Genomic DNA, 18,456 nt, shown 5'->3' on the forward strand with positions numbered 1-18,456 from the left:
GGTTTATTGTTGGTTCACCTGGCGATCCTGGCGCCTCTGTTTTGGCGTCCTGGCGGTTTCTTCTTCACTTCGTGACGCGCGATGATCGAGCGTCACTCGGGGTCCGGGAGTCTCGCCATCGAGAGCGGGGGAAGCGGCATGGTGCGCAGCAGCTCCTCTTCCTCCGCGAGGGGCTTCATCGTGAAGAACGTGAAGTGCACCGCGTCGCTGACGTGGTTGAGTCGCTGTTGCAGGTCGTCGACGTACTCGTGGAGGCCGCGCCCGAGGATCTCTTTGGTCTCGGCGTAGGCCAGTTCTGCGGTGAGGCGTCCCAGTTCGCGCTCGGCGGCGTTCGTCCACGTGCCCAGCGGCGCGCCGGTGATGGCATGCAACGAGCGCTCGGCCTTGTTGAGGCAGTAACGCACCGAGCGCGGGAACTTGGGATTCAGCATGAGAAAGTCGACGACCTTCGAGGGCGAGATGCCGCCGTGCTTCTTGCGGTACATCTCGAAGGCGCTGGCCGAGCGAAGCAGGGCCACCCACTGCAACTCGTCCACGGCGGTGCCGACGTCGCCCGCCGACGGAAGCAGAATGAAGTACTTCACGTCGAGGATGCGCGACGTCTTGTCGGCGCGCTCGAGCAATCTGCCCATGCGCCCGAAGTGCCATCCCTCGTTGTGGCTCATCGTGAGGTAGGTGATGCCCACGAACAGATGCGCCGCCTGCTTCACGGCCGCGAAAAACTCGTACGGTGCGTCGCTCGCGGCGTCGCCGCGGCCGGCATCGAGCACCATCAAATAGGCCCGATTGACCTGCTCCCACATCTCCGACGAGATGATCTCGCGCACCGAGCGCGCGTTTTCCCGCGCCTTGCTCAAACACGAGAGAATCGAATTGGGATTGTCTCGGTCGAAGGTCAGAAAACGCAGAACGTTGTCGCGCGAAGGTTCCCCGTAGCGCTGCGCGAACAACTCGGTATCGCCGGTGGTGCGCACCAGCGGCTCCCATTGCGCGTCTTCATCGGAGAAGTCGAGCGCCAGGTGCAGGTTCACGTCGACGAAGCGCGCGACGTTCTCCATGCGCTCGATGTAGCGATTCATCCAGTAGATCGCATCGGCAACGCGGCTCAGCATTCAGTGGTTTCCGTTCTGCGCCCCAGGCCCGGCTTGGAGGGCCGTTCCTGATTGCGATTGCGTTTGCGTTTGCGACTGGTGTCCAGCCCCCTGGATCTGCTGCGCAGAATGGGAGCTCTCGTCGGAGATGACCCACGTGTCTTTGCTGCCGCCGCCTTGCGACGAATTGACCACCAGCGAACCCTCGCGCAAGGCCACGCGGGTGAGGCCGCCCGGCAGCACGAAGATGTCCTCGCCGTAGAGCACGTAGGGCCGCAGGTCGACGTGGCGTCCCTCGATGCGGTCCTCGATGATCGTCGGCACGCGCGACAGACCGAGCACCGGCTGTGCGATGTACTCGCGCGGGTTCTTTTGGATGCGGCCCTTGAACTCCTCACGCTCCTCGGCGCTGGCCTTGGGCCCGATGAGCATGCCGTAGCCGCCCGATTCGTTGGCCGCCTTCACCACGAGGTTCGCGATGTTCTCCAGCACGTGCTGCCGGTCGCGCGCATCTTCACAGCGGTACGTGGGCACGTTGGGCAGAATGGCGCGCTCACCGAGGTAGTACTCGATCATGCGCGGCACGTACGTGTAGATGACCTTGTCGTCCGCCACACCGTTGCCCGGTGCATTGGCCAAGGCCACCTTGCCATTGCGGAACACCTCCATGATGCCGGGAACACCGAGGAGCGAATCCGGCCGGAAGGCCTGCGGGTCGAGGAACGTATCGTCGATGCGCCGGTAGATGACGTCGACCCGATGGAATCCCTTCGTGGTGCGCATGTGCACGCGTCCCTCGTGGACCACCAGATCGCGCCCCTCCACCAGCTCGACGCCCATCTGCTGCGCGAGGAACGAGTGCTCGAAGTACGCCGAATTGTGCACGCCCGGCGTGAGCACCACCACCGTGGGCGACGATGCGCTGCTCAAATGCTGCAGCGTTTGCAGAAGCTTGCCCGGATAAATGTCCACCGGGCGGACGCGCGATTGATTGAAGACCTGCGGAAAGGTCCTCTTCATCACCGCGCGGTTTTCCAGCACGTACGACACGCCGGAGGGGCAGCGGAGATTGTCCTCGAGCACGTAGAATTGCCCGTCGCGATCGCGCACCAGATCGGTCCCCACGATATGGCAGTAGATGCCATGCGGCGGGACGATACCTTTGCACGCAGGAAGGTAGCCTGCGGCGGATGCAATCAGCGAGGCCGGAACGACGCCGTCTTTGAGGATCTTCTGATCCCCATACACGTCGGCCACGAACTTATTGAGCGCAACGACTCGCTGTTTGAGTCCCTTCTCGATGGTGGCCCACGTTCCCGCGGGCACCACACGTGGAATGATGTCGAAGGGCATGATCTTCTCTTGCCCCGCGTCATTCCCGTACACGTTGAAGGTAATGCCTCGCGTCAAAAGCGCCCGCTCCGCCGCGACTTGGCGCGTACGTAGGTTTTCTGGCGACAACGTTTCTAGCTTCTTCGCTAGCACCGTCGTTTCGGGCCGTGGGTGGTCCCCAGCCTCGAACATTTCGTCGTAGAAGCCGCCCGCGTCGTAGTTATCGAAGCGCACTTGTTGTTAGCTAATCCTAGTCGCGACGTATTTCAGGAACGTTTCCTTTCGGCATTGTCGTCCACGAGATAGCGGCTGACAAGCTCGCAGGTCGCATCGACGCGACGTGACAGCTCTAGCGGATCTTTGTTGTGGGAGATGCGGTCGGCCAGAACCTGCACCGTGACGACCACGACGTAAGCGGCCGCATCGAGATCCTTGATGCGGATCTCGCGTTGGCGCGCTTCGAGGTACTGCCGCACGATGGGGGTCGCACGCACCTCGATGTCCTTGAGGATCTCGCCGAGCTTGCCGATGCGCGGGATCTGCTCGGAAAGGATGCGGTGCACCACGGGATCGGCTCGGTGCGCGTCCACGATGGCCCAGATGACGGCGCGCACCGCGTCATGGATGGGCAAGGTGGCCACCTCGCGCAAGCGCTCGAACAGCACGGTGAAGAGCCGCTCGTGGTAGCGCTCGGCCAGGGCCACGGCGAGCGCCTCCTTGCTTGGAAAATACTGATACAGCGAGCCCACGCTGACGCCGGCGGCTTCGGCGACCTTGTTGGTGCTCGTGCGGTCGTAACCGACCTTGGCCAAAACGCGAACAGTTGCCTGCAAGATGGCCTCGACCGTGGCGTGGGATCGAGCTTGAACTGGCTGTTTTCTCGGGGCGATCGCGGGACGCTTGGGCATGGAAATCGATGTTCAGGATGCGAGTAGTAAATGCGAGTGAAGACTCGCATATTCGAAAGAATGAAGAAGCTGATGGCCACCATCAAGGGGGTTCGTGCGTTCGTGACCGTGGTCCGCGACACGAGCAGCCTGGAGCCGATTTTCCAGCTGCGTGAATCGTTCACGAATCCGAAAATGCTCACGCCGATGATTGCGGACTTGAAGGCGCAAAGCGCGGAAGCTCGGACCGCGTTTCGGATCCTGCGCAGGCTGCCGCCGTGGAACTTCGCCGCGCTCGACGCGCTTCCCGAGGGCTCGCTGGGACGCCACTTCGCCGAGCACGTGCGCGCGGCGGGCATCGATCCGGCGGCGCTGCCGTCGCTCCCGGCGCACGATGAATTCGAGTACGTGGCCGCGCATTTGTACGAGACGCACGACCTTTGGCACGCGCTGACGGGCTTCGACATCGATGTCGCGGGCGAGCTCGGTCTGCAGGCGTTCTATTTGGCGCAGCAGCGTTCGGCGCTATCTCTTTCGATCCTGTCCGCGGGAATGTTGAACACCGCGATTTATGCCATGGACGATCGGGTGCGGCGTCTGGACGCGATCAGTGTGGGGTGGGGAATGGGCCGGTACGCAAAAACGCTTTTCGGCATCGACTGGGAATCGCTACTTCCCGAGTCCCTCGAGCAGGTGCGCGCGCGTTACCGCATCGTGCCGGTGACTCAGGCGTTCAAGCAAGTGAAGCTGGCAGCCTAGTATGTAACCTCCGCCCTAGAGCTATTTCGATGCGGAGAAGAGGATCGGGTAGATGACGGTGACCGTGCCGCCGCCCTCCGGCTGGGGAAAGTTCAGACTGCTGAAGCTGCGCACGATGCATTGAACGACGGCGTCGTTGGGGAGGTCCGAGCCAGCGTCGGAGGCGTTCGACACGGCCCCGTCGGCGGCAATCGTGAATTTGACCACGACCTTGCCGGTCAACTTGGGATTGTCGGCCAGGCCTTTGTCGAAGCAGAGACGAAAGCGGCCATAACCCTGACGGGCGACGCGCTGGACGGCCTCCGCGGAAAGGCGGCCGTTCACGGCGATGTTGCCCGTGTGCATCTCCACCGGTTTCGCATTTGCGTTCGCGGCATTGGTGGGCGGCGATGGAGGAGGCTCGGGCGGAGGGGCCGCGCGCGGCGCTTTGCCCAAGGTCACGGAGAAGAGGAAGCGCGGAAGATCGTGGCTCGAATCCAGCACGCGCACCACGGTGGCCATCGTATCCTCGTCGCGCGGCACGACGAGGAGGCGTGTCACGCGATCGTCACCGCGAAGGAGTGCGCGGAAGACGTTGCGGCGCTGTTGGTCGTCCGCATCCGTCGTACCCGTGGGCATGATCTGGCCCTTTCCGTCGGGGCGGAGCGCACGGGCCGACGCTCCCTCCAGCACGATGGTGAGCTGCGGTGCATCCGCGCGTTCGAATTGCAGGTCGATCGCGCCGTGGTCGTCGCCGGTGAGCCCCGTCCATGGGGCGGGGAGCTTTCGTGTCGCGCGCTCTTGCGAGGGAGGGGTGAGCACGAGCCGGTAGCCGCGAAAACCGCCATCTTTGCTTTGCGCCTGGAGCACCGGCGCCAGGGTCCGAAGGAGAACGGCGTACGTCGTTGCGGCGTCGACGATCAACGCGGCGTGGTCGTCGGCATGCCGGAACGCGCGCTGGAGGACATCGGCATTGGCGGGAACCGGGGGCTCGTAGCCGCCGGAGGCATCGACGGCGAGCTGCCCGTCGCGCGTGATGTAAAGCGCAGGAGCTCCGTCGGCGTTTTCCCAGCGCTCGCGCGCGGTGGGGAGCTTCAAGCCGGCGATGGCTTCGAAGTTTCTCGGCCGCGCATACGTGGCGAGGTCCCGCGAGAAGGCATGGGCGTACGCCACCGTGGCCCCGACGGGGAAGAGGATGGCCACGGCCCACGCCGCGAGCGAGAGCGCCAACGCACCTGGCGCGCGGTCGCGACGTACGGCGCCCGAGAACAACACGGGAACGAGCAGCGCCCCGAACAGGAGCAACGCATCGACGAAGCCGATGGTCCAGCAGGCGCCGGCACCCGAGACGCCCTGGGCCAGAATGGCGCCACGTTGAACCGGGTCGACCGATTCGCCCGAGATGGCGTGCAGGCTCGATGCGATGCCCAACGAGCTTCCGCTGCTCGCGAGAAAGAGCGCCGCGGCGCTGGTCGAGAGCGCGAGAACGAGCAGTGTCGGCACGATGTCGCTGTCCATGAGGGCTGCGAGCGGCGCGCGGAAGGCGGCAAGAATGGCGGCAGCCACCGCCGCGAGCAAGACGAGGATGCCGGGCAGCGTATGGATCTCCTTCAAGGCGATGCGCAGTCCGAGGCCCGCGAGCAACCCGAACACGGCGACGCCGCCCGCCATGCCCATGGCCGCACCCGAGGGACGCGTCTTGCGCAGATCGATCGCGCGCCCGTCGAGGGAGGCCACGCGAAAGAGCGCGGCGAGCGCCACCAAGGTAAGCGCGAACGCAGTCATGGTGTTGCCCAGGATGGTGCTCGAGCGAGCTTCGGCCATGCCCTCGGCGAAGATGCGCGTCGCTTGAAAGCCGCGGACCGCCTGCTCCTGCAGCACGGTCAGCGTCGCGCGATGGCCCACGGACGTCCCCGCGACGCCCACGAAAAAGGGGCCGAGCGCCACGATGTACAGGAGCCAGCCCGGTATGCGGCGCCCCGCGATGTACGAGGCGCCGAGCACACCGAGCAGGATCATCGTGATCGTGTGCGTGCCCAGACAGAGGTACGAATAGACGCCCCCATTTCGAAACAGCTGCCAGAAGTGGAGCGACCCGCCCACCTGGGAGCTCGCGGCGACCACCACCAGCGGCAGCGGCCAAATGACGAGCACCGCGGCGACGTACACCGCAATCCAGCCCGCCAGACCACTTCGAGGCAAGGACGCCATGCCTCGATCCTACTGAAAATGCGCGGAGCGACGTACCTTATGTGTGACGCGAAACGTAAACCTAGACCGTAGCGTTACGGTGCGGGGTTGAACACGAAGGTGTTCTTTCCCTCGGCTACCAAGGTGATGGCGCAGCTTCCCCAAGGGAAGAAGTCGCCACCTTCGACGCTGTCTCCGGCGCTAGCCTTGGACTCGAACACGATGGGGCCGGAAAGCAGGCTTTCCAGCGAGCCCGTGCCTTTGCGGACGCGCGTGGATTCGTGCGCGGCGGTCACCATGTAAAGGCCGTCGTGCGTGATGGACGCGACCGAGATGCAGCTCGCGTTGGCCAGCTCGCCCACCTTTTTCAGTGCCGTGGCGCCGCTCGGGGACGGGTCGTCGAGCACGTAAACCTGCGCCGGGCTGCTCTTCTTGCGAACGATGTGAAGCTTGCCGGTGACCGGTGGAAAGAGAAACATCGATTCGGCATTGTTGGTGGGGCCGCAGGTGCCGCTGGCCGAATCGGGGAACGAATAGCTGTATTTTGCAAGAACCGTGGCGTCAGCCGACCCGTCGGGATCGGGCTCGGCGAGCTTGTAAACGAGTTTGGCACCCGTATCGAGGACGTAGAGAACGCCCTTGCCGTTCTCTTCGCCGTAGACCACGTCTTCCCAGTCCTTGTTCGAGGCCCCTGCGACCTTGTGCTCGTTGATGGTGAAGACACCGTTGGAATTCGCCTTGATGGCGTACACGCTCGCGGGGCGGCCCGAATCGCGAATGACCCATCCCCAGCCCGCGTGGTCTTTGCTCGCCGCGAGCCCGGAGGACTCCGACAGATCGGGAATGCCCGCGGTGGTCTTGACGCCCTCTTTCCAGCTTCCACTGCACGTTGCGGCGTCCGCCGAGGGAGCTCCCACGTCCGGCGTTCCCGCCCCGGTGCCGTCTCCGAGTCGAGAACCGTCACCCGCGGCCGCGGGACTGGCGGGCGGACCGTCGCTATCGGCGCTGCTGCAACCCAGCAAAGCGGCTAATGCGAATACGTATTTGTGATTGACCATGACGGAGGCTTAGCTTCCATCCCCAGCATTGTCCCGCGAAATCGTCTTGAGCAAAGGCTGCCCAACCACGTGCAATCACTGCCCAATTGCCAGTTCGGTAACTTTGTTGCAAAAATACATCGCATGGACGAACCCGTACGATCGAGACGCGCCTGTACCAGCTGGCAGTATGCGGCGATGGCCAAACTGGAGGCCGATTTCAATCGGTCCTCGGACACCCACCTGCTGAAAATCGATCTGCCGCACTTCGAAGGCGTGCAGCTTTATCTGAAGGACGAGTCGACCCACATCACCGGGAGCCTCAAACATCGGCTGGCGCGCTCGCTGTTCCTCTATGGAATCGCCAACGCCTGGATCCAAGAGGGCAGCACGGTGATCGAAGCTTCGTCCGGAAGCACTGCGATCTCCGAGGCGTATTTCGCTCGGTTGCTCGGCCTGCCCTTCGTGGCGGTGATGACGCGGGGGACCTCGCCCGAAAAGATCGCCCTCATCGAGTCGTACGGTGCACGGTGTCATTTCGTGGAGGACGCGAGCCAGATGCATGATTCCGCCGAGCGGCTCGCGCACGAATGCGGCGGTCACTTCATGGATCAATTCATGTATGCCGAGCGGGCGACGGATTGGCGAGGGAACAACAACATTGCCGAATCCATTTTCGAGCAGCTCTCGCGCGAGCCGCACCCGGTGCCGCGCTACATCGTGTGCGGGGCGGGCACGGGCGGCACCTCGGCGACCATCGGGCGGTACATTCGCTACCGCTCCCATCGGACCGAGCTTTGCGTGGTCGATCCGGAGCACTCCGCGTATTTCGAGCACTACAAATCGGGCGATCCCAACGTGACCGTCGTGCAGGGCTCGGGGGTGGAGGGCATCGGTCGCCCGCGCGTCGAGGCGTCGTTCCTGCCGCAGATCATCGATCGCATGATGAAGATTCCCGACGCGGCCTCCTACGCGACGGTGCATTTTCTGCGTGGCATTCTGCACCGTTACCTCGGCGCTTCCACCGGGACGAACGTGTGGGGCGCGCTCGAATTGATGGCCGAGATGCACGCCGCGGGTGAAACCGGCTCGATCGTGACGCTCATTTGCGATGGTGGCGAGCGTTACCTGCAGACGTATTTCGACCCCGCATGGCTCGAACGCAACGCGATCGATCTGGAGCCGTACCGGCGCAGGCTGCAGCGCTTTTACGAAGCCGGAGAGTGGCAACCGCTGGCCGAGCAGACGATGAGATATCCGCTTTGAATTCGCGAACCATCGTCAGCATCGCTTGTGTGGCCGTGGCCGCCGGTGCTCTGGGATACGCGGCGCGCCAAACAGGCCAGGGCAGTGCCCCGGGCCGGGAAAATCGTTTCGAAATGATCCACGCCATGGTGCCCATGCGCGATGGGGTCAAGTTGGAGACGGACATCTACGTTCCCAAGAGCAACCATGCACCGCTGCCCATGCTCTTCGTGCGCACCCCGTACGGCGTTCGCGACGCCGAGCCGGGGGCGAAAAGCAGCATTTGGGACGGGCTCATCGCCGACGGTTACATTTTCGTCGAGCAGAACATCCGAGGGCGCTTCAAGTCCGAGGGAACCTTCGTGATGCTCCGCCCGCCCCGCGACAAGGGCGATCCCAAGTCGATCGACGAAGCCACGGACGCCTACGATACGATCGAATGGCTCCTGCACAACGTGCCAAACAACAACGGCCGCGTGGGAATGCATGGCGGCTCGTACGATGCGTGGACCCAGGTGATGGCACTCCTCGAACCGCACCCGGCGCTGAAAGCGGTGAACGAGGCCGCCTCGCCGTCGGATATGTTCCTGAACGACGACGACCATCACAATGGTGCATTTCGCTTCGCGTATTCCTTCGAATACGTGGCCATGATGGAGGGGGACAAGGACAAAAAGGTCGAATTCCAATACGACCAATACGATACGTACGCTTGGTTCCTCGACCTGGGCGCGCTCTCGCACGTGAACGAGCGCTATTTTCATGGCCAGAAGCCTTCGTGGAACGACTACGTGGAGCACCCCAATCGGGACGAGTTCTGGAAGCGTTCCGCCGTGGGGACGTACCTTGAACGAACGACGGTGCCGAATCTCAACGTGGCCGGCTTGTGGGATCAGGAGGACCTCGTCGGTCCCCTGGAGATCTATTCAAGGCTCGAGAAAAACGACGCTTCGCACATCAATTACGTGATCGTGGGGCCGTGGAACCACGGCGGCTGGGGCGACAAGACCGGGCGCAAGCTGGGCGCCATCGATTTCGGGAGCGACACCGCCAAGGAGTACCGCGACATCCAGCGCCGATGGTTCGCCCACTGGCTGCACGACCGCCCGCTGGATCTCCCCGAGGCCACCGTGTTCGAGACGGGCTCGAACAGGTGGAAAAAGCTCGAGGCCTTCCCGCGGGAGGCGGGCATCGCGAAGCGGCCGCTTTACCTTCACGCCGGCGGGAAAGCCTCGTTCGACCCGCCCGCGGAAGATGCCGCGCAGGGATTCGACGCCTACGTCTCCGATCCGGCGAACCCGGTTCCATACCGACGCAGGCCCATCGGGCCGACCTTTTTCGACCCCGAGCATCCATGGCGTACGTGGCTCGTGGAAGATCAACGCTTCGTCGAAGGCCGGCCCGATGTGCTCACCTGGCAGACGGAGGTGCTCGATCGGGATATCACGGTGGAGGGCGACATCGTGGCGGAGTTGTTCGCGTCGACGTCCGGCACGGACAGCGATTGGGTGGTCAAGCTCATCGACGTCTACCCCGAAGACAAGTCGTGGGCGAAAAACGACGATGCCGGTGCGCCCGAAATGCGCGGCTACCAGCTCATGATCGCAAACGACGTTTTCCGTGCGCGTTACCGCAATAGCTTCGAGCACCCCGAGCCGGTGCCGGCCAACGAAGTCGTCAAATACACGATTGACCTCCACCCCAACGCCCACGCCTTCCAGCGCGGCCACCGCATCATGGTGCAAGTCCAGAGCACCTGGTTCCCCCTCATCGACCGCAACCCCCAAAAATACGTCGACAACATCTACAAAGCCCAAGACCCCGACTTCACCAAAGCCACCCAACGCATCTACCGCACCCGCACCGCCTCCTCGTCCATCGTGCTGCCCGTGCTCGAATAGAGAAGAGAGAATTCACAGGAAGACGGGAAGACGGGAAGTTTTTTTGGATTCAAATCGGCTCGGTGGGCTGATTGAAAAACAACAAAACAGCGTTCCGCGGCTTCCGCGCCGTCAGTCCTTCCCGTCTTCCCGTCTTCCTGTGAATTTCTCTTAGGCGGTGGTGTGGCAGACGGCTTCGATGTTGTTGCCGTCGGCGTCGAGGACGAAGGCGCCGAAGTAGTTCGGGTGGTAGTGCGCGCGCACGCCGGGTGGGCCGTGGTCCTTGCCGCCGGCGGCGATCCCGGCCGCGTAGAAGGCTTCGACGGCGGCGCGGTTGGGGGCCAGGAAGGCGACGTGGATGGGGCCGGATGCTCCGCCGGTACCGATCCAGAATTCCGGTTTGCCGGCCGGGCCGAATCCTACGCCGGCGTACGTGCCGCCGGTCATCTCGGCGGTGACCTCCTTGACGGGCACGTAACCGAGGGGGGCGAGGATCTTCGTGTAAAATGCCTTGGCCTTCGCGAAATCCGTCACCTTCAGGCCGACATGATCGATCATGGGCAAACTCCTTCGTACTACTCAGGGTAGGGGAGAAGCCTTGCCGCGGAAACTCTGGCGGTAATCGGCCGGCGAGACACCCACCACCTTGGAGAAATGCTGGCGCAGCGAAAGCGCCGAGCCGAAGCCGCACTCGTCGGCCACGCGGGTGATGGGGAGCTCGGTCGATTCCAGCAGGCGCTGCGCCAGAAGCACGCGCTGGTGAAGGAGCCACTGCAGTGGGGTCTCGCCCGTGGTCGCGAGGAAGCGGCGTGCGAAGGTGCGCTCGGACATGGCCGCACGGCGCGCGAGATCGGCCACGTTGAGCCGCTCGCCCAGGTGCTGAAGTGCGTACTCGCGCAAGCGCGAAAGGCGGTCGACGGAGTTGTCGTCTTCCTCGATGCGCCGGTCGATGAACTGCGCCTGCCCGCCGGCGCGAAACGGCGCGGTGACCAGCGAGCGCGCAATCGTGTTGGCCACATCGGCACCGTGCGCGAGCCGCACCAGGTGCAGGCAGAGATCGATCCCCGCCGCGGTGCCCGCGGAGGTGAACACCCCATCCTCGACGTAGAGCGCCTCCGGATCGACGCGGACCTTCGGATAGCGCCCGGCGAGCTGCGGGGCGAGTCGCCAATGCGTCGTGGCGCTTCGCCCGTCGAGCAATCCGGCTGCCGCGAGCACGAACGCGCCCGAACAGAGCGAAGCGATGGTGATGCTGCGCGCGTGCGCCTTGCGCAGGGCGGCGAGCAAGCGCGGATCGGGCACGCGATCGCCACTGCCGGAGCCGGGGACCACGATGAGATCGCACAGCGCGAGCCCGGTGAGGCGGTGCGTCGGCGTGCACGCGAGGCCGCTGTCGAGATGCACGGGCTCGAGGTCCACCGCGCAGCGGCGCAGCTCGAACTTGGGCACCCCGCGATCCGTGCGGTCGTCGCCCCAGATCTCGTTGGCGACGGCGAAGTCGAAGGTGCCCACCCCCGGGTAGAGAACGAGGCCGATGCGGTCCATTGGCAGGATCTTAACCTAGATTGTCATTTCTGCCACTTTCTCGAGAGCCGCCGAAAGCGCATCATCTCGGCATGCTCAAGATCGACGAAAAGGCAGCGCTGGTGGTCATCGACGTACAAAAGGGTTTCGACGACGAAGCCTGGTGGGGCAAGCGGAACAATCCTTCGTGCGAGGCCAACATCGGCCTTCTGTTGGATGCGTGGGAAAGCACCGGGCGCCCCATCGTGCTCGTGCGGCACGACTCGACGTCCGAAGGGTCGCCGCTTCGGCCGGAAAAGTCCGGCAACGCCCTCAAAGTCGGCATCGAAGGGCGCAACCACGATGTATTCGTGACGAAGTCCGTGCACTCGTCATTTCACGGAAAACCGGATTTGCACGGATGGCTGAAAGCGCGCGGTATTTCCCAGTTGGTCATCACGGGCATTGCGACCAACATTTGCTGCGAGACGACCACCCGCGTTGCGGGCGATCTCGGCTACGACGTGCTCTTCACGGTGGATGCTACGCACGCCTTCGACCGCAAAGGGCCGGACGGGCACGTGGTCACCGCCGACGAATTCACCCGCTCCACCGTGGCCACGCTCGACGGTGAATTTGCACGCGTGGTGCGCACCGCCGACGTCGTCGCGGGCGTGCGCGAGCGTGCACTCGCTCACGCGTAAATCGGTGCGAGCTCCTGCGAACGCGAGGCCCAGTCGGGGAGCGGCTCGTTCGCCAAATACGCATCGAGCCGCTCGAAGTAGGCATGCATGCCCGCACCGTACCCACCCGCATGGGCGCGGACACGAAACCCGCGGTGCGTGAAGCGAAGGAGGGTTGCGTCGCCATCGCGCGAAAGTTCGTAGCGGGCAATCGTCTCACCGATGATCTTCTGATCCCACGTGTGCTCGAGCACGTGAGGCGGATCCCACACGAGCACGCGCCCGGTCAGGGTCCGCACTTCGGGCGGCACGGGCGGGCCGTGCGCGACGATTTTGACCGCGCCGCCGACGCGCGGCTCGATGTGCGTTTCTCCAAGCCAGGCCCTACGCTCGTCGGGATCCGTGATGGCGGTCCATACGTCTTCGATGGGGTGCAGAAGGCGGCGCTCGAACGAGAGCGTCGCGAATCCGTCGTCGACAATCACGCGTCCGTTGCGTTTTGCGTCCGTCGTCATTTCTTCTTACTTCCTTTGGTCTTGCTATCGAGATGGGCTTCCAAGGCATCGAGGTGCCAGGTCCATAGCTTTCGATAGGGCTCGAGCCATGTGTCGACTTCGGCGAGCCGTTCCGCGCGCAAGGTGTACACGCGGCGTTGGGCATCGACCCGCACATCGACCAAGCCGACCTCGCGAAGAACGCGCAGGTGCTTGGACACGCCCGGTTGGCTCAGCGCCGGCAATGCCTCCACCAACTCGCCCGCGGTGCGACCTCCAGCGACGAGTTGTTCGAGCAGCAGACGCCGGCTTGGCTCGGCAATGGCGGCGAAGACGTCCATACCGATGCATTGCCATCGGGTAATATAACCGTCAAGGAAATGTTGCGAGGACGCTACCGGGAAGCGTCGGCGCCGGCGTCGGCCTGGACTCCTCCGTCGTGATCGCGGCTGGTTATCTTGTTACCGGCACGCTGCAGGCCTTTTCCGGCGGCTTCGAACCCATTGCCGATGCCCTCGCCAACCTTGCCAAAGGCCTCACCCGTCTTCTTGACGCCGGTCTCCACGCCATCGCCTGCTTTGCGTGCACCGGTCTCGACGGCTTCACCGGCCGTGTGGGCGTCTTCCTTGATGGCTGTGGACGTTTTCGAGTGACAGCCGAACGCGGCCGACGTGATCAGCGAAACCGCAGCAGCCAAAAACAAGCACCATTTCATCGAATTCCGTCTCCTTCGTCTCGGGTTGCGCCCCTAACATAGGGCGTGTAGGGACTCCTGGGTTCCCACGAAGCGACGATTGCTGTAGAGCGCACCCATGGTCGAGTCCACCTTGTCGAAACGCACCGATCGCCCGTTTTGGATCCTCAACGCGGTCGTTTCGATCTTGGCGCTCTCCCTGCTGACGTATTTGCTCCTCATTCGGCAGACGTCGCCGGGCGACTCCGCCGCGCTCGCCTTCATGCCCGCGGTGAACGCATGCTTCAACGCGACCTCGGCGGTGCTCCTGGTGCTGGCGGTCGTGGCCATCAAAAAGAAGAAGGTGGCGCGGCACCAGGCGCTGATGCTCTCCGCCTTCGCATCGAGCGCTTTGTTCCTCGTGGGCTACCTGGCCTACCACTACGTGCACGGCGACACGAAGTATCCGGGCTCGGGCGCCATGCGCGGGGTGTACCTCGCCATTCTGGCCTCCCACGTGATCTTGTCGATCCCCGTGGTGCCCATGTGCCTGGCCGCGTTCTACTACGCCTTCCAGCGCAACTTCGTGACCCACAAGAAGATCACGAAGGTGCTCTTTCCGATTTGGCTTTACGTTTCCGTGACGGGCGTCGTCGTCTTCGCGATGCTCCGCAGCGCCTACGGCTGATCGCTCGATTCAACGGACGAAGCGCACGGCGCCGAGGGATTCGGCCTCGCGGAGCCAGCTTTGGATGCGCGCGTCGTGGGGGCGTCCGTCGACGATGTGGCTCGGGATGGTGCCGTTTTGGATGGCGTCGTCGAGTTCCTCTTGGCTGCTCGTCCCCGCGGTGGTCAAGGCGTCCGCATCGAGCTCGATCACCGGTGGATTGGGCGGCGGAGCGGCGGGGTTGTCGAAGCGCGCCGGATCGAAGATGTCCGTGAGGGCGTTGGCTGCGGCGGAGCGCGTGGTGAGCGCGGGCAGCCCGAAGCGTGCGGCCACGGTGGCGAGCACGGAGGTGTGATCGTACGCCGTGGTGCTCAAATGGCCTTTCTTGACGGTGGGGCCGATGAGGATGGCCGGAATGCGGAATCCAAACCGTCGAAAATCCGCGCGATCGTCCGGCGCCGCGGGCGGTGGCACGTGGTCCCAGAAGCCGCCGTGTTCGTCGTAGATGAGGATCATCAGCGAGCGTGCCCACTGCGGGCTCTCGGACAGCGCCTTGTAGATGCTCGAGACGAAGGACTGCCCGAGGCGAATGTCGTGCGCCGGGTGGTCGTCGGACACGGACCAATCGGGATCGATGTACGAGAGCGCGGGCAACGTGCCTGCCTTGGCATCCGCGAAGAATTTATCCAGCTTCGCAAAGCTGGTCACGCCGAGCTTCGTCGGCAGGGCACCGGGCAAGAATGGAACGGAACCCGCGTAATAATTCTTCGTCGATTTGCCTGCCGCGCGCATTTGTTCCCAAATCGTCTTGGGCGCGTTGAAGAGGTTCGGCGTATTGTCTTTCTTCCCGGCCGAGGTGCCCGCGTGGAGGTAAAGGCGATTGGGCCACGTGGGGCCCATGACCGAGGCATGCCAGTGGTCGCACACGGTGAAGTTGTCCGCGAGCCAATAATAAAAGGGAATTTGCGTGCGATCGTAATAGGCCATCACCTGGTTCTGATTCGGCCCCGCGTGCGCGATGACGAATTGGTCGTTCTTGCCACCGTTGAATTGCTTGTGGCTCGCGTCGAAGCTATGCGGCGGATCGGCTAGGGTGAACGTGTCGGCGGCGCGGATGACCACGTTCTGCCCGTCCGGGGCAGGGTTGGACTCCGTTCCACTCGTCCCGGTGACTGCGCCCGAATTGGGGTACGCGGCATCGCGCTTCAACGCGCCGAAATAGTGGTCGAACGAGCGATTTTCCATCATCACGACGACGATGTTGTCAATCTGCGCGAGCATCTGCAGCCCGGTGGGCTGGCTGGTTGCACGATGGCTCGACGAGCCATGCTCCGCCCCATTCTCCAGACCGTTCTCCGAGCCGCAGCCAACGCCCACGGCGCCCGCGCCGAGAATCTGAAGTACCTGACGACGAGAGAATCCTTGCATGACCCACCTCCGGAAGAACGCGCAGGACAGTACGCCGTCTTCACCCATGCAACGTGACGTGTGTGTAAAGGTTTATGTCAGTTAACGTATCCGTCGTCGTCTCGTAAAGAAGACAATCGCTCCCGCTGCCAGGGTCCACGCCCATGCTGCGGATGACGCCACCTTACCGGCATGACAGCCGCCGTCCCCATGGCCATCCCCGCTCGAGCTGGAAGGCGGTGGTGCCAGTGGATCCGGCCCATTTGGATCGCGTTGCATGAACAGGTGGCTCGTGATGGTGCTCCTCTGACCATCGACGCGCACCTCGACACGCCAGCGCGACTCGCCCGCATCGGGTACGGCTACGCGCGCTTCGTGCACGAAGGGATCGCTCGTCACCGGCACCTCGGCTTCGGCCTCGCCATTCTTGACGAAGTACACGGTGGCATTTTTGCCGGCGGTGCCGGTGATCTTGGCCGACAGGATCGTGCTGCGTGCCCGCACGGTGTCGCCCGAGGGGGCGACACTCGACGTGAGCTCGATCATCGGGTCGGCGGGGCTCTGCAGCTTCACCACCGTGCGGCCGTTGCGGATACCTTCGAGGATGGCCTCGGTGCTCAGTGCCTCGGCGAGCACCATGGTGGTCGGTTCCGCGATGGGGCTCGACGTGGGGCCGTTGGTCTCTCCGGCGCGGTGCGAATCGCTCCCGCCGATGGCGGCGATGTGCTGCCCTTTGGCGCAACGCTCGTCCCAAAAGGCGAGGGCTTTTTCGATGAAGATGAAGCCACTTTGCTTCAAGCCACCGGTCTCGATTTCGATGGCCGAGACATGGCGCGGATCGACGTCGAGCTTCCATGCACACCCGATGCACGCGTCGCCCAAGTCCAGCACGGGGTGATTGATGGAGAAGAGGGCGCCCTGCGCGCGGATGGCTTCCGCCGCGCCGTCGATGGTCACCCCCGGCTGCCCCAACTTGTGGTCGACCCACCGCGTGGCACCAATGGCGTTCGCATGTCCGTGGTACGTGGTGTACTCGATGCCGGGAACGAAGAGCAGATTCGGGTGGCGCGCCTGGGCATCGGCGAAGAATTCGAATTGCGTCACCGTATTGTGATCGGATATCTCGACGAAATCGAGCTTTCGTGATTCTGCGTAGGTGGCAATCTCGTCCAGCGACGGAATGGCGTCCGTACTCTCCAAGGAGTGCACGTGAAAATCGCCCGCGTAGTAGCGGCGGCCCGGGCGCGGCGGGGGCGGCGCATACGGGGTGCGCTGCTTTTGCTCGGGCAGCGTGGCCGTGGTGCGAAGAACGATCTCGAGATGGTAACGCGCCGGCGAGGCCACGACCTTGGCTTTGCCCACGACGACCTTCCACGTACCCGCGCGAATGGCCCCGCGCACGTACGCGCGTGACGCCGCCAGGCGGCCCACGATGGCCGGTTCGTCCGTGCCGCCTCCCCAACCGCGGTATCCATCGGGATCGTTCAATCCGAAATCGAGAATGTTGGTCTCGGATTGGTCATCGTGGCGCACCTCGATTTCCTCGATGCCTTCCGGCACCTCGAATGGCGCGAAGAAGTGCTCCGGTCCGTCCAGGGGCACATCCCCGTCGAACACGATGGGGGCCGGGTCGGCGGCGGCGGCGATGCGGGGAATGGCCATTAGGCCGAGGGCGAGCGCGGAGCTCCTCGCCCAAGATTGCTTCGAAGACTGCACGAACTCACAATCGCATATTTCGTAGCGCGGTGGTGGCCAAGGGTAAGTATCCTCGACATGCGATCAGGTGCGAAACGGGCGGTCGATTGGGTCGCTCGTGCGTGCGGGATGACGCGACGCGGATTATGCTCGTGTCATGCGGGGAATCGCGGAGGAAATCGTCGTGGCGCTCGACGTGCCTCGAAATCGCGTACCGCTCACCACGAAATTTCGAAGTACATGGATTGTCGCATCGCAGAACGCGTTGCGCGATTGCGGTTTTTTCGACCGCTACACGAAACTGCTCTCCCAAGTGCACCGCGATATTTTGCTCACGGCGGTGGTGGGCACGTGGCTTCCCGTCAGTGTGGCCGTCGCCCACTACTCCGCCTGCGACGAATTGGGTCTCTCCGAGGGCGACATCAAGACCATCGGGACGATTCTAACGCGCCACTTGAACAACGCCTTCGTCAGCGTCGCGGGCCGTTTCGCGCGCCAAGTCGGAGCCACGCCCTGGCTCCCTCTCTCGTACGCACGCCGCGTCTGGGATCGCATGTGCACCGGCGGCGCCATCGCCGTGTACAAAGAGGGCCCCAAGGAAGCGCGCGTCGAAGTCCTCGGCTGCACCTTGGGCCATATTCCCTATTTCCGCGAAGGCCTCCGCGACTTGGGATCAGGGTTGGGCGCTTTGTTCTGCGAAGCGATGTACGTCAAGCTGCTGCCCACCGCGAAAGAACCGACGACCATCGTGTACCGCGCCTCGTGGGCATAGACATCTCGAACCACCTTCATTCTGCCGCGAAAGAAAAACCGCCAAGACGCCAAGAGCGCCAAGGGATAGAGGTTCGTGAGAGGGGCATTTCTCGGCCCTGCAGTACCTCAATCAACCTTGGCGACCTTGGTGTCTTGGCGGTTTCCCTCTTCGGTTCGAGGA

18 protein-coding genes are annotated in these 18,456 nt (G+C 63.6%); 6 read left to right on the top strand and 12 right to left on the bottom strand.

Going from position 1 to position 18,456, the window contains the following annotated elements; translation table 11 throughout:
* Positions 1–92 precede the first annotated feature (92 nt).
* From LVJ94_52870 to LVJ94_52880, 3 genes are read right to left on the bottom strand one after another with little or no spacing between them, the layout of a single operon-like run.
* Positions 93–1,112, bottom strand: a complete 1,020-nt coding sequence (locus tag LVJ94_52870; protein ID WXB05577.1) for an alpha-E domain-containing protein — start codon at positions 1,110–1,112, stop codon at positions 93–95.
* Positions 1,113–2,657 carry a circularly permuted type 2 ATP-grasp protein gene (locus tag LVJ94_52875; protein ID WXB05578.1) on the bottom strand — a complete coding sequence of 515 codons (1,545 nt, stop codon included), beginning with the start codon at positions 2,655–2,657 and terminating at the stop codon, positions 1,113–1,115.
* A gap of 32 nt (positions 2,658–2,689) precedes the next feature.
* Positions 2,690–3,256 (bottom strand): TetR/AcrR family transcriptional regulator, encoded by a 567-nt coding sequence (locus tag LVJ94_52880; protein ID WXB05579.1) that lies wholly within the window; start codon positions 3,254–3,256, stop codon positions 2,690–2,692.
* 147 nt (positions 3,257–3,403) lie between these two features.
* Between LVJ94_52880 and LVJ94_52885 the strand changes: the two genes are divergently transcribed.
* Positions 3,404–4,069 (top strand): Coq4 family protein, encoded by a 666-nt coding sequence (locus LVJ94_52885; GenBank protein WXB05580.1) that lies wholly within the window; start codon positions 3,404–3,406, stop codon positions 4,067–4,069.
* A 21-nt stretch (positions 4,070–4,090) separates the two neighbouring features.
* Here LVJ94_52885 and LVJ94_52890 read toward each other — a convergent pair whose 3' ends face one another.
* The gene (locus tag LVJ94_52890; GenBank protein WXB05581.1) at positions 4,091–6,259 is read right to left on the bottom strand and encodes an AgmX/PglI C-terminal domain-containing protein; all 2,169 of its coding nucleotides are present in this window, start codon (positions 6,257–6,259) and stop codon (positions 4,091–4,093) included.
* Positions 6,260–6,333: 74 nt separating this feature from the next.
* The gene (locus LVJ94_52895) at positions 6,334–7,296 is read right to left on the bottom strand and encodes a hypothetical protein (protein ID WXB05582.1); all 963 of its coding nucleotides are present in this window, start codon (positions 7,294–7,296) and stop codon (positions 6,334–6,336) included.
* Between the two features lie 123 nt (positions 7,297–7,419).
* On the opposite strand from LVJ94_52895, the gene LVJ94_52900 reads away from it, so the two are divergent.
* The gene (locus LVJ94_52900; GenBank protein WXB05583.1) at positions 7,420–8,541 is read left to right on the top strand and encodes a PLP-dependent cysteine synthase family protein; all 1,122 of its coding nucleotides are present in this window, start codon (positions 7,420–7,422) and stop codon (positions 8,539–8,541) included.
* On the top strand, positions 8,538–10,421 hold the full coding sequence (locus LVJ94_52905) for a CocE/NonD family hydrolase (protein WXB05584.1): 1,884 nt from the start codon (positions 8,538–8,540) through the stop codon (positions 10,419–10,421). Before LVJ94_52900 ends, LVJ94_52905 begins: the two co-directional genes overlap by 4 nt.
* Positions 10,422–10,571: 150 nt before the next feature.
* On the opposite strand, the gene LVJ94_52910 is transcribed toward LVJ94_52905, so the two are convergent.
* Both LVJ94_52910 and LVJ94_52915 read right to left on the bottom strand, forming a co-directional pair.
* Positions 10,572–10,958 carry a VOC family protein gene (locus LVJ94_52910; protein ID WXB05585.1) on the bottom strand — a complete coding sequence of 129 codons (387 nt, stop codon included), beginning with the start codon at positions 10,956–10,958 and terminating at the stop codon, positions 10,572–10,574.
* Positions 10,959–10,979: 21 nt separating this feature from the next.
* Positions 10,980–11,945 carry a helix-turn-helix domain-containing protein gene (locus LVJ94_52915; protein ID WXB05586.1) on the bottom strand — a complete coding sequence of 322 codons (966 nt, stop codon included), beginning with the start codon at positions 11,943–11,945 and terminating at the stop codon, positions 10,980–10,982.
* A gap of 71 nt (positions 11,946–12,016) precedes the next feature.
* On the opposite strand from LVJ94_52915, the gene LVJ94_52920 reads away from it, so the two are divergent.
* On the top strand, positions 12,017–12,607 hold the full coding sequence (locus LVJ94_52920) for an isochorismatase family protein (GenBank protein ID WXB05587.1): 591 nt from the start codon (positions 12,017–12,019) through the stop codon (positions 12,605–12,607).
* On the opposite strand, the gene LVJ94_52925 is transcribed toward LVJ94_52920, so the two are convergent.
* The 3 genes from LVJ94_52925 to LVJ94_52935 are packed head-to-tail and all read right to left on the bottom strand — an operon-like array spanning position 12,598 to position 13,795.
* On the bottom strand, positions 12,598–13,101 hold the full coding sequence (locus LVJ94_52925) for an SRPBCC family protein (protein WXB05588.1): 504 nt from the start codon (positions 13,099–13,101) through the stop codon (positions 12,598–12,600). The genes LVJ94_52920 and LVJ94_52925 overlap by 10 nt on opposite strands.
* On the bottom strand, positions 13,098–13,421 hold the full coding sequence (locus LVJ94_52930) for a metalloregulator ArsR/SmtB family transcription factor (protein WXB05589.1): 324 nt from the start codon (positions 13,419–13,421) through the stop codon (positions 13,098–13,100). Before LVJ94_52930 ends, LVJ94_52925 begins: the two co-directional genes overlap by 4 nt.
* Positions 13,422–13,474: 53 nt before the next feature.
* Entirely contained in the window at positions 13,475–13,795 is a 321-nt protein-coding gene (locus LVJ94_52935) for a hypothetical protein (protein ID WXB05590.1), read from the bottom strand.
* Positions 13,796–13,892: 97 nt separating this feature from the next.
* Here LVJ94_52935 and LVJ94_52940 point away from each other — a divergent pair, with 97 nt between their 5' ends.
* The gene (locus LVJ94_52940; protein ID WXB05591.1) at positions 13,893–14,441 is read left to right on the top strand and encodes a DUF420 domain-containing protein; all 549 of its coding nucleotides are present in this window, start codon (positions 13,893–13,895) and stop codon (positions 14,439–14,441) included.
* 9 nt (positions 14,442–14,450) lie between these two features.
* On the opposite strand, the gene LVJ94_52945 is transcribed toward LVJ94_52940, so the two are convergent.
* Positions 14,451–15,848 carry an alkaline phosphatase family protein gene (locus LVJ94_52945; protein WXB05592.1) on the bottom strand — a complete coding sequence of 466 codons (1,398 nt, stop codon included), beginning with the start codon at positions 15,846–15,848 and terminating at the stop codon, positions 14,451–14,453.
* 81 nt (positions 15,849–15,929) lie between these two features.
* On the bottom strand, positions 15,930–17,489 hold the full coding sequence (locus tag LVJ94_52950; GenBank protein WXB05593.1) for a CehA/McbA family metallohydrolase: 1,560 nt from the start codon (positions 17,487–17,489) through the stop codon (positions 15,930–15,932).
* A 190-nt stretch (positions 17,490–17,679) separates the two neighbouring features.
* Between LVJ94_52950 and LVJ94_52955 the strand changes: the two genes are divergently transcribed.
* Positions 17,680–18,294 carry a hypothetical protein gene (locus LVJ94_52955; GenBank protein ID WXB05594.1) on the top strand — a complete coding sequence of 205 codons (615 nt, stop codon included), beginning with the start codon at positions 17,680–17,682 and terminating at the stop codon, positions 18,292–18,294.
* The last annotated feature ends 162 nt before the right edge of the window (positions 18,295–18,456 follow it).

This window comes from Sorangiineae bacterium MSr11367 (assembly GCA_037157805.1).
In the GTDB taxonomy this organism is placed as follows: Bacteria; Myxococcota_A; Polyangia; order Polyangiales; family Polyangiaceae; genus Pendulispora; species Pendulispora rubella.

Bases quoted from the DNA above. Each gene is read 5' to 3' on its own strand.
- LVJ94_52890 (WXB05581.1), bottom strand. From the start codon at position 6,259: ATGGCGTCCTTGCCTCGAAGTGGTCTGGCGGGCTGGATTGCGGTGTAC.
- LVJ94_52895 (WXB05582.1), bottom strand. From the start codon at position 7,296: ATGGTCAATCACAAATACGTATTCGCATTAGCCGCTTTGCTGGGTTGC.
- LVJ94_52940 (WXB05591.1), top strand. From the start codon at position 13,893: ATGGTCGAGTCCACCTTGTCGAAACGCACCGATCGCCCGTTTTGGATC.
- LVJ94_52910 (WXB05585.1), bottom strand. From the start codon at position 10,958: ATGATCGATCATGTCGGCCTGAAGGTGACGGATTTCGCGAAGGCCAAG.
- LVJ94_52955 (WXB05594.1), top strand. From the start codon at position 17,680: ATGCGGGGAATCGCGGAGGAAATCGTCGTGGCGCTCGACGTGCCTCGA.
- LVJ94_52915 (WXB05586.1), bottom strand. From the start codon at position 11,945: ATGGACCGCATCGGCCTCGTTCTCTACCCGGGGGTGGGCACCTTCGAC.
- LVJ94_52885 (WXB05580.1), top strand. From the start codon at position 3,404: ATGGCCACCATCAAGGGGGTTCGTGCGTTCGTGACCGTGGTCCGCGAC.
- LVJ94_52870 (WXB05577.1), bottom strand. From the start codon at position 1,112: ATGCTGAGCCGCGTTGCCGATGCGATCTACTGGATGAATCGCTACATC.
- LVJ94_52925 (WXB05588.1), bottom strand. From the start codon at position 13,101: ATGACGACGGACGCAAAACGCAACGGACGCGTGATTGTCGACGACGGA.
- LVJ94_52930 (WXB05589.1), bottom strand. From the start codon at position 13,421: ATGGACGTCTTCGCCGCCATTGCCGAGCCAAGCCGGCGTCTGCTGCTC.
- LVJ94_52935 (WXB05590.1), bottom strand. From the start codon at position 13,795: ATGAAATGGTGCTTGTTTTTGGCTGCTGCGGTTTCGCTGATCACGTCG.
- LVJ94_52945 (WXB05592.1), bottom strand. From the start codon at position 15,848: ATGCAAGGATTCTCTCGTCGTCAGGTACTTCAGATTCTCGGCGCGGGC.
- LVJ94_52920 (WXB05587.1), top strand. From the start codon at position 12,017: ATGCTCAAGATCGACGAAAAGGCAGCGCTGGTGGTCATCGACGTACAA.
- LVJ94_52950 (WXB05593.1), bottom strand. From the start codon at position 17,489: ATGGCCATTCCCCGCATCGCCGCCGCCGCCGACCCGGCCCCCATCGTG.
- LVJ94_52900 (WXB05583.1), top strand. From the start codon at position 7,420: ATGGACGAACCCGTACGATCGAGACGCGCCTGTACCAGCTGGCAGTAT.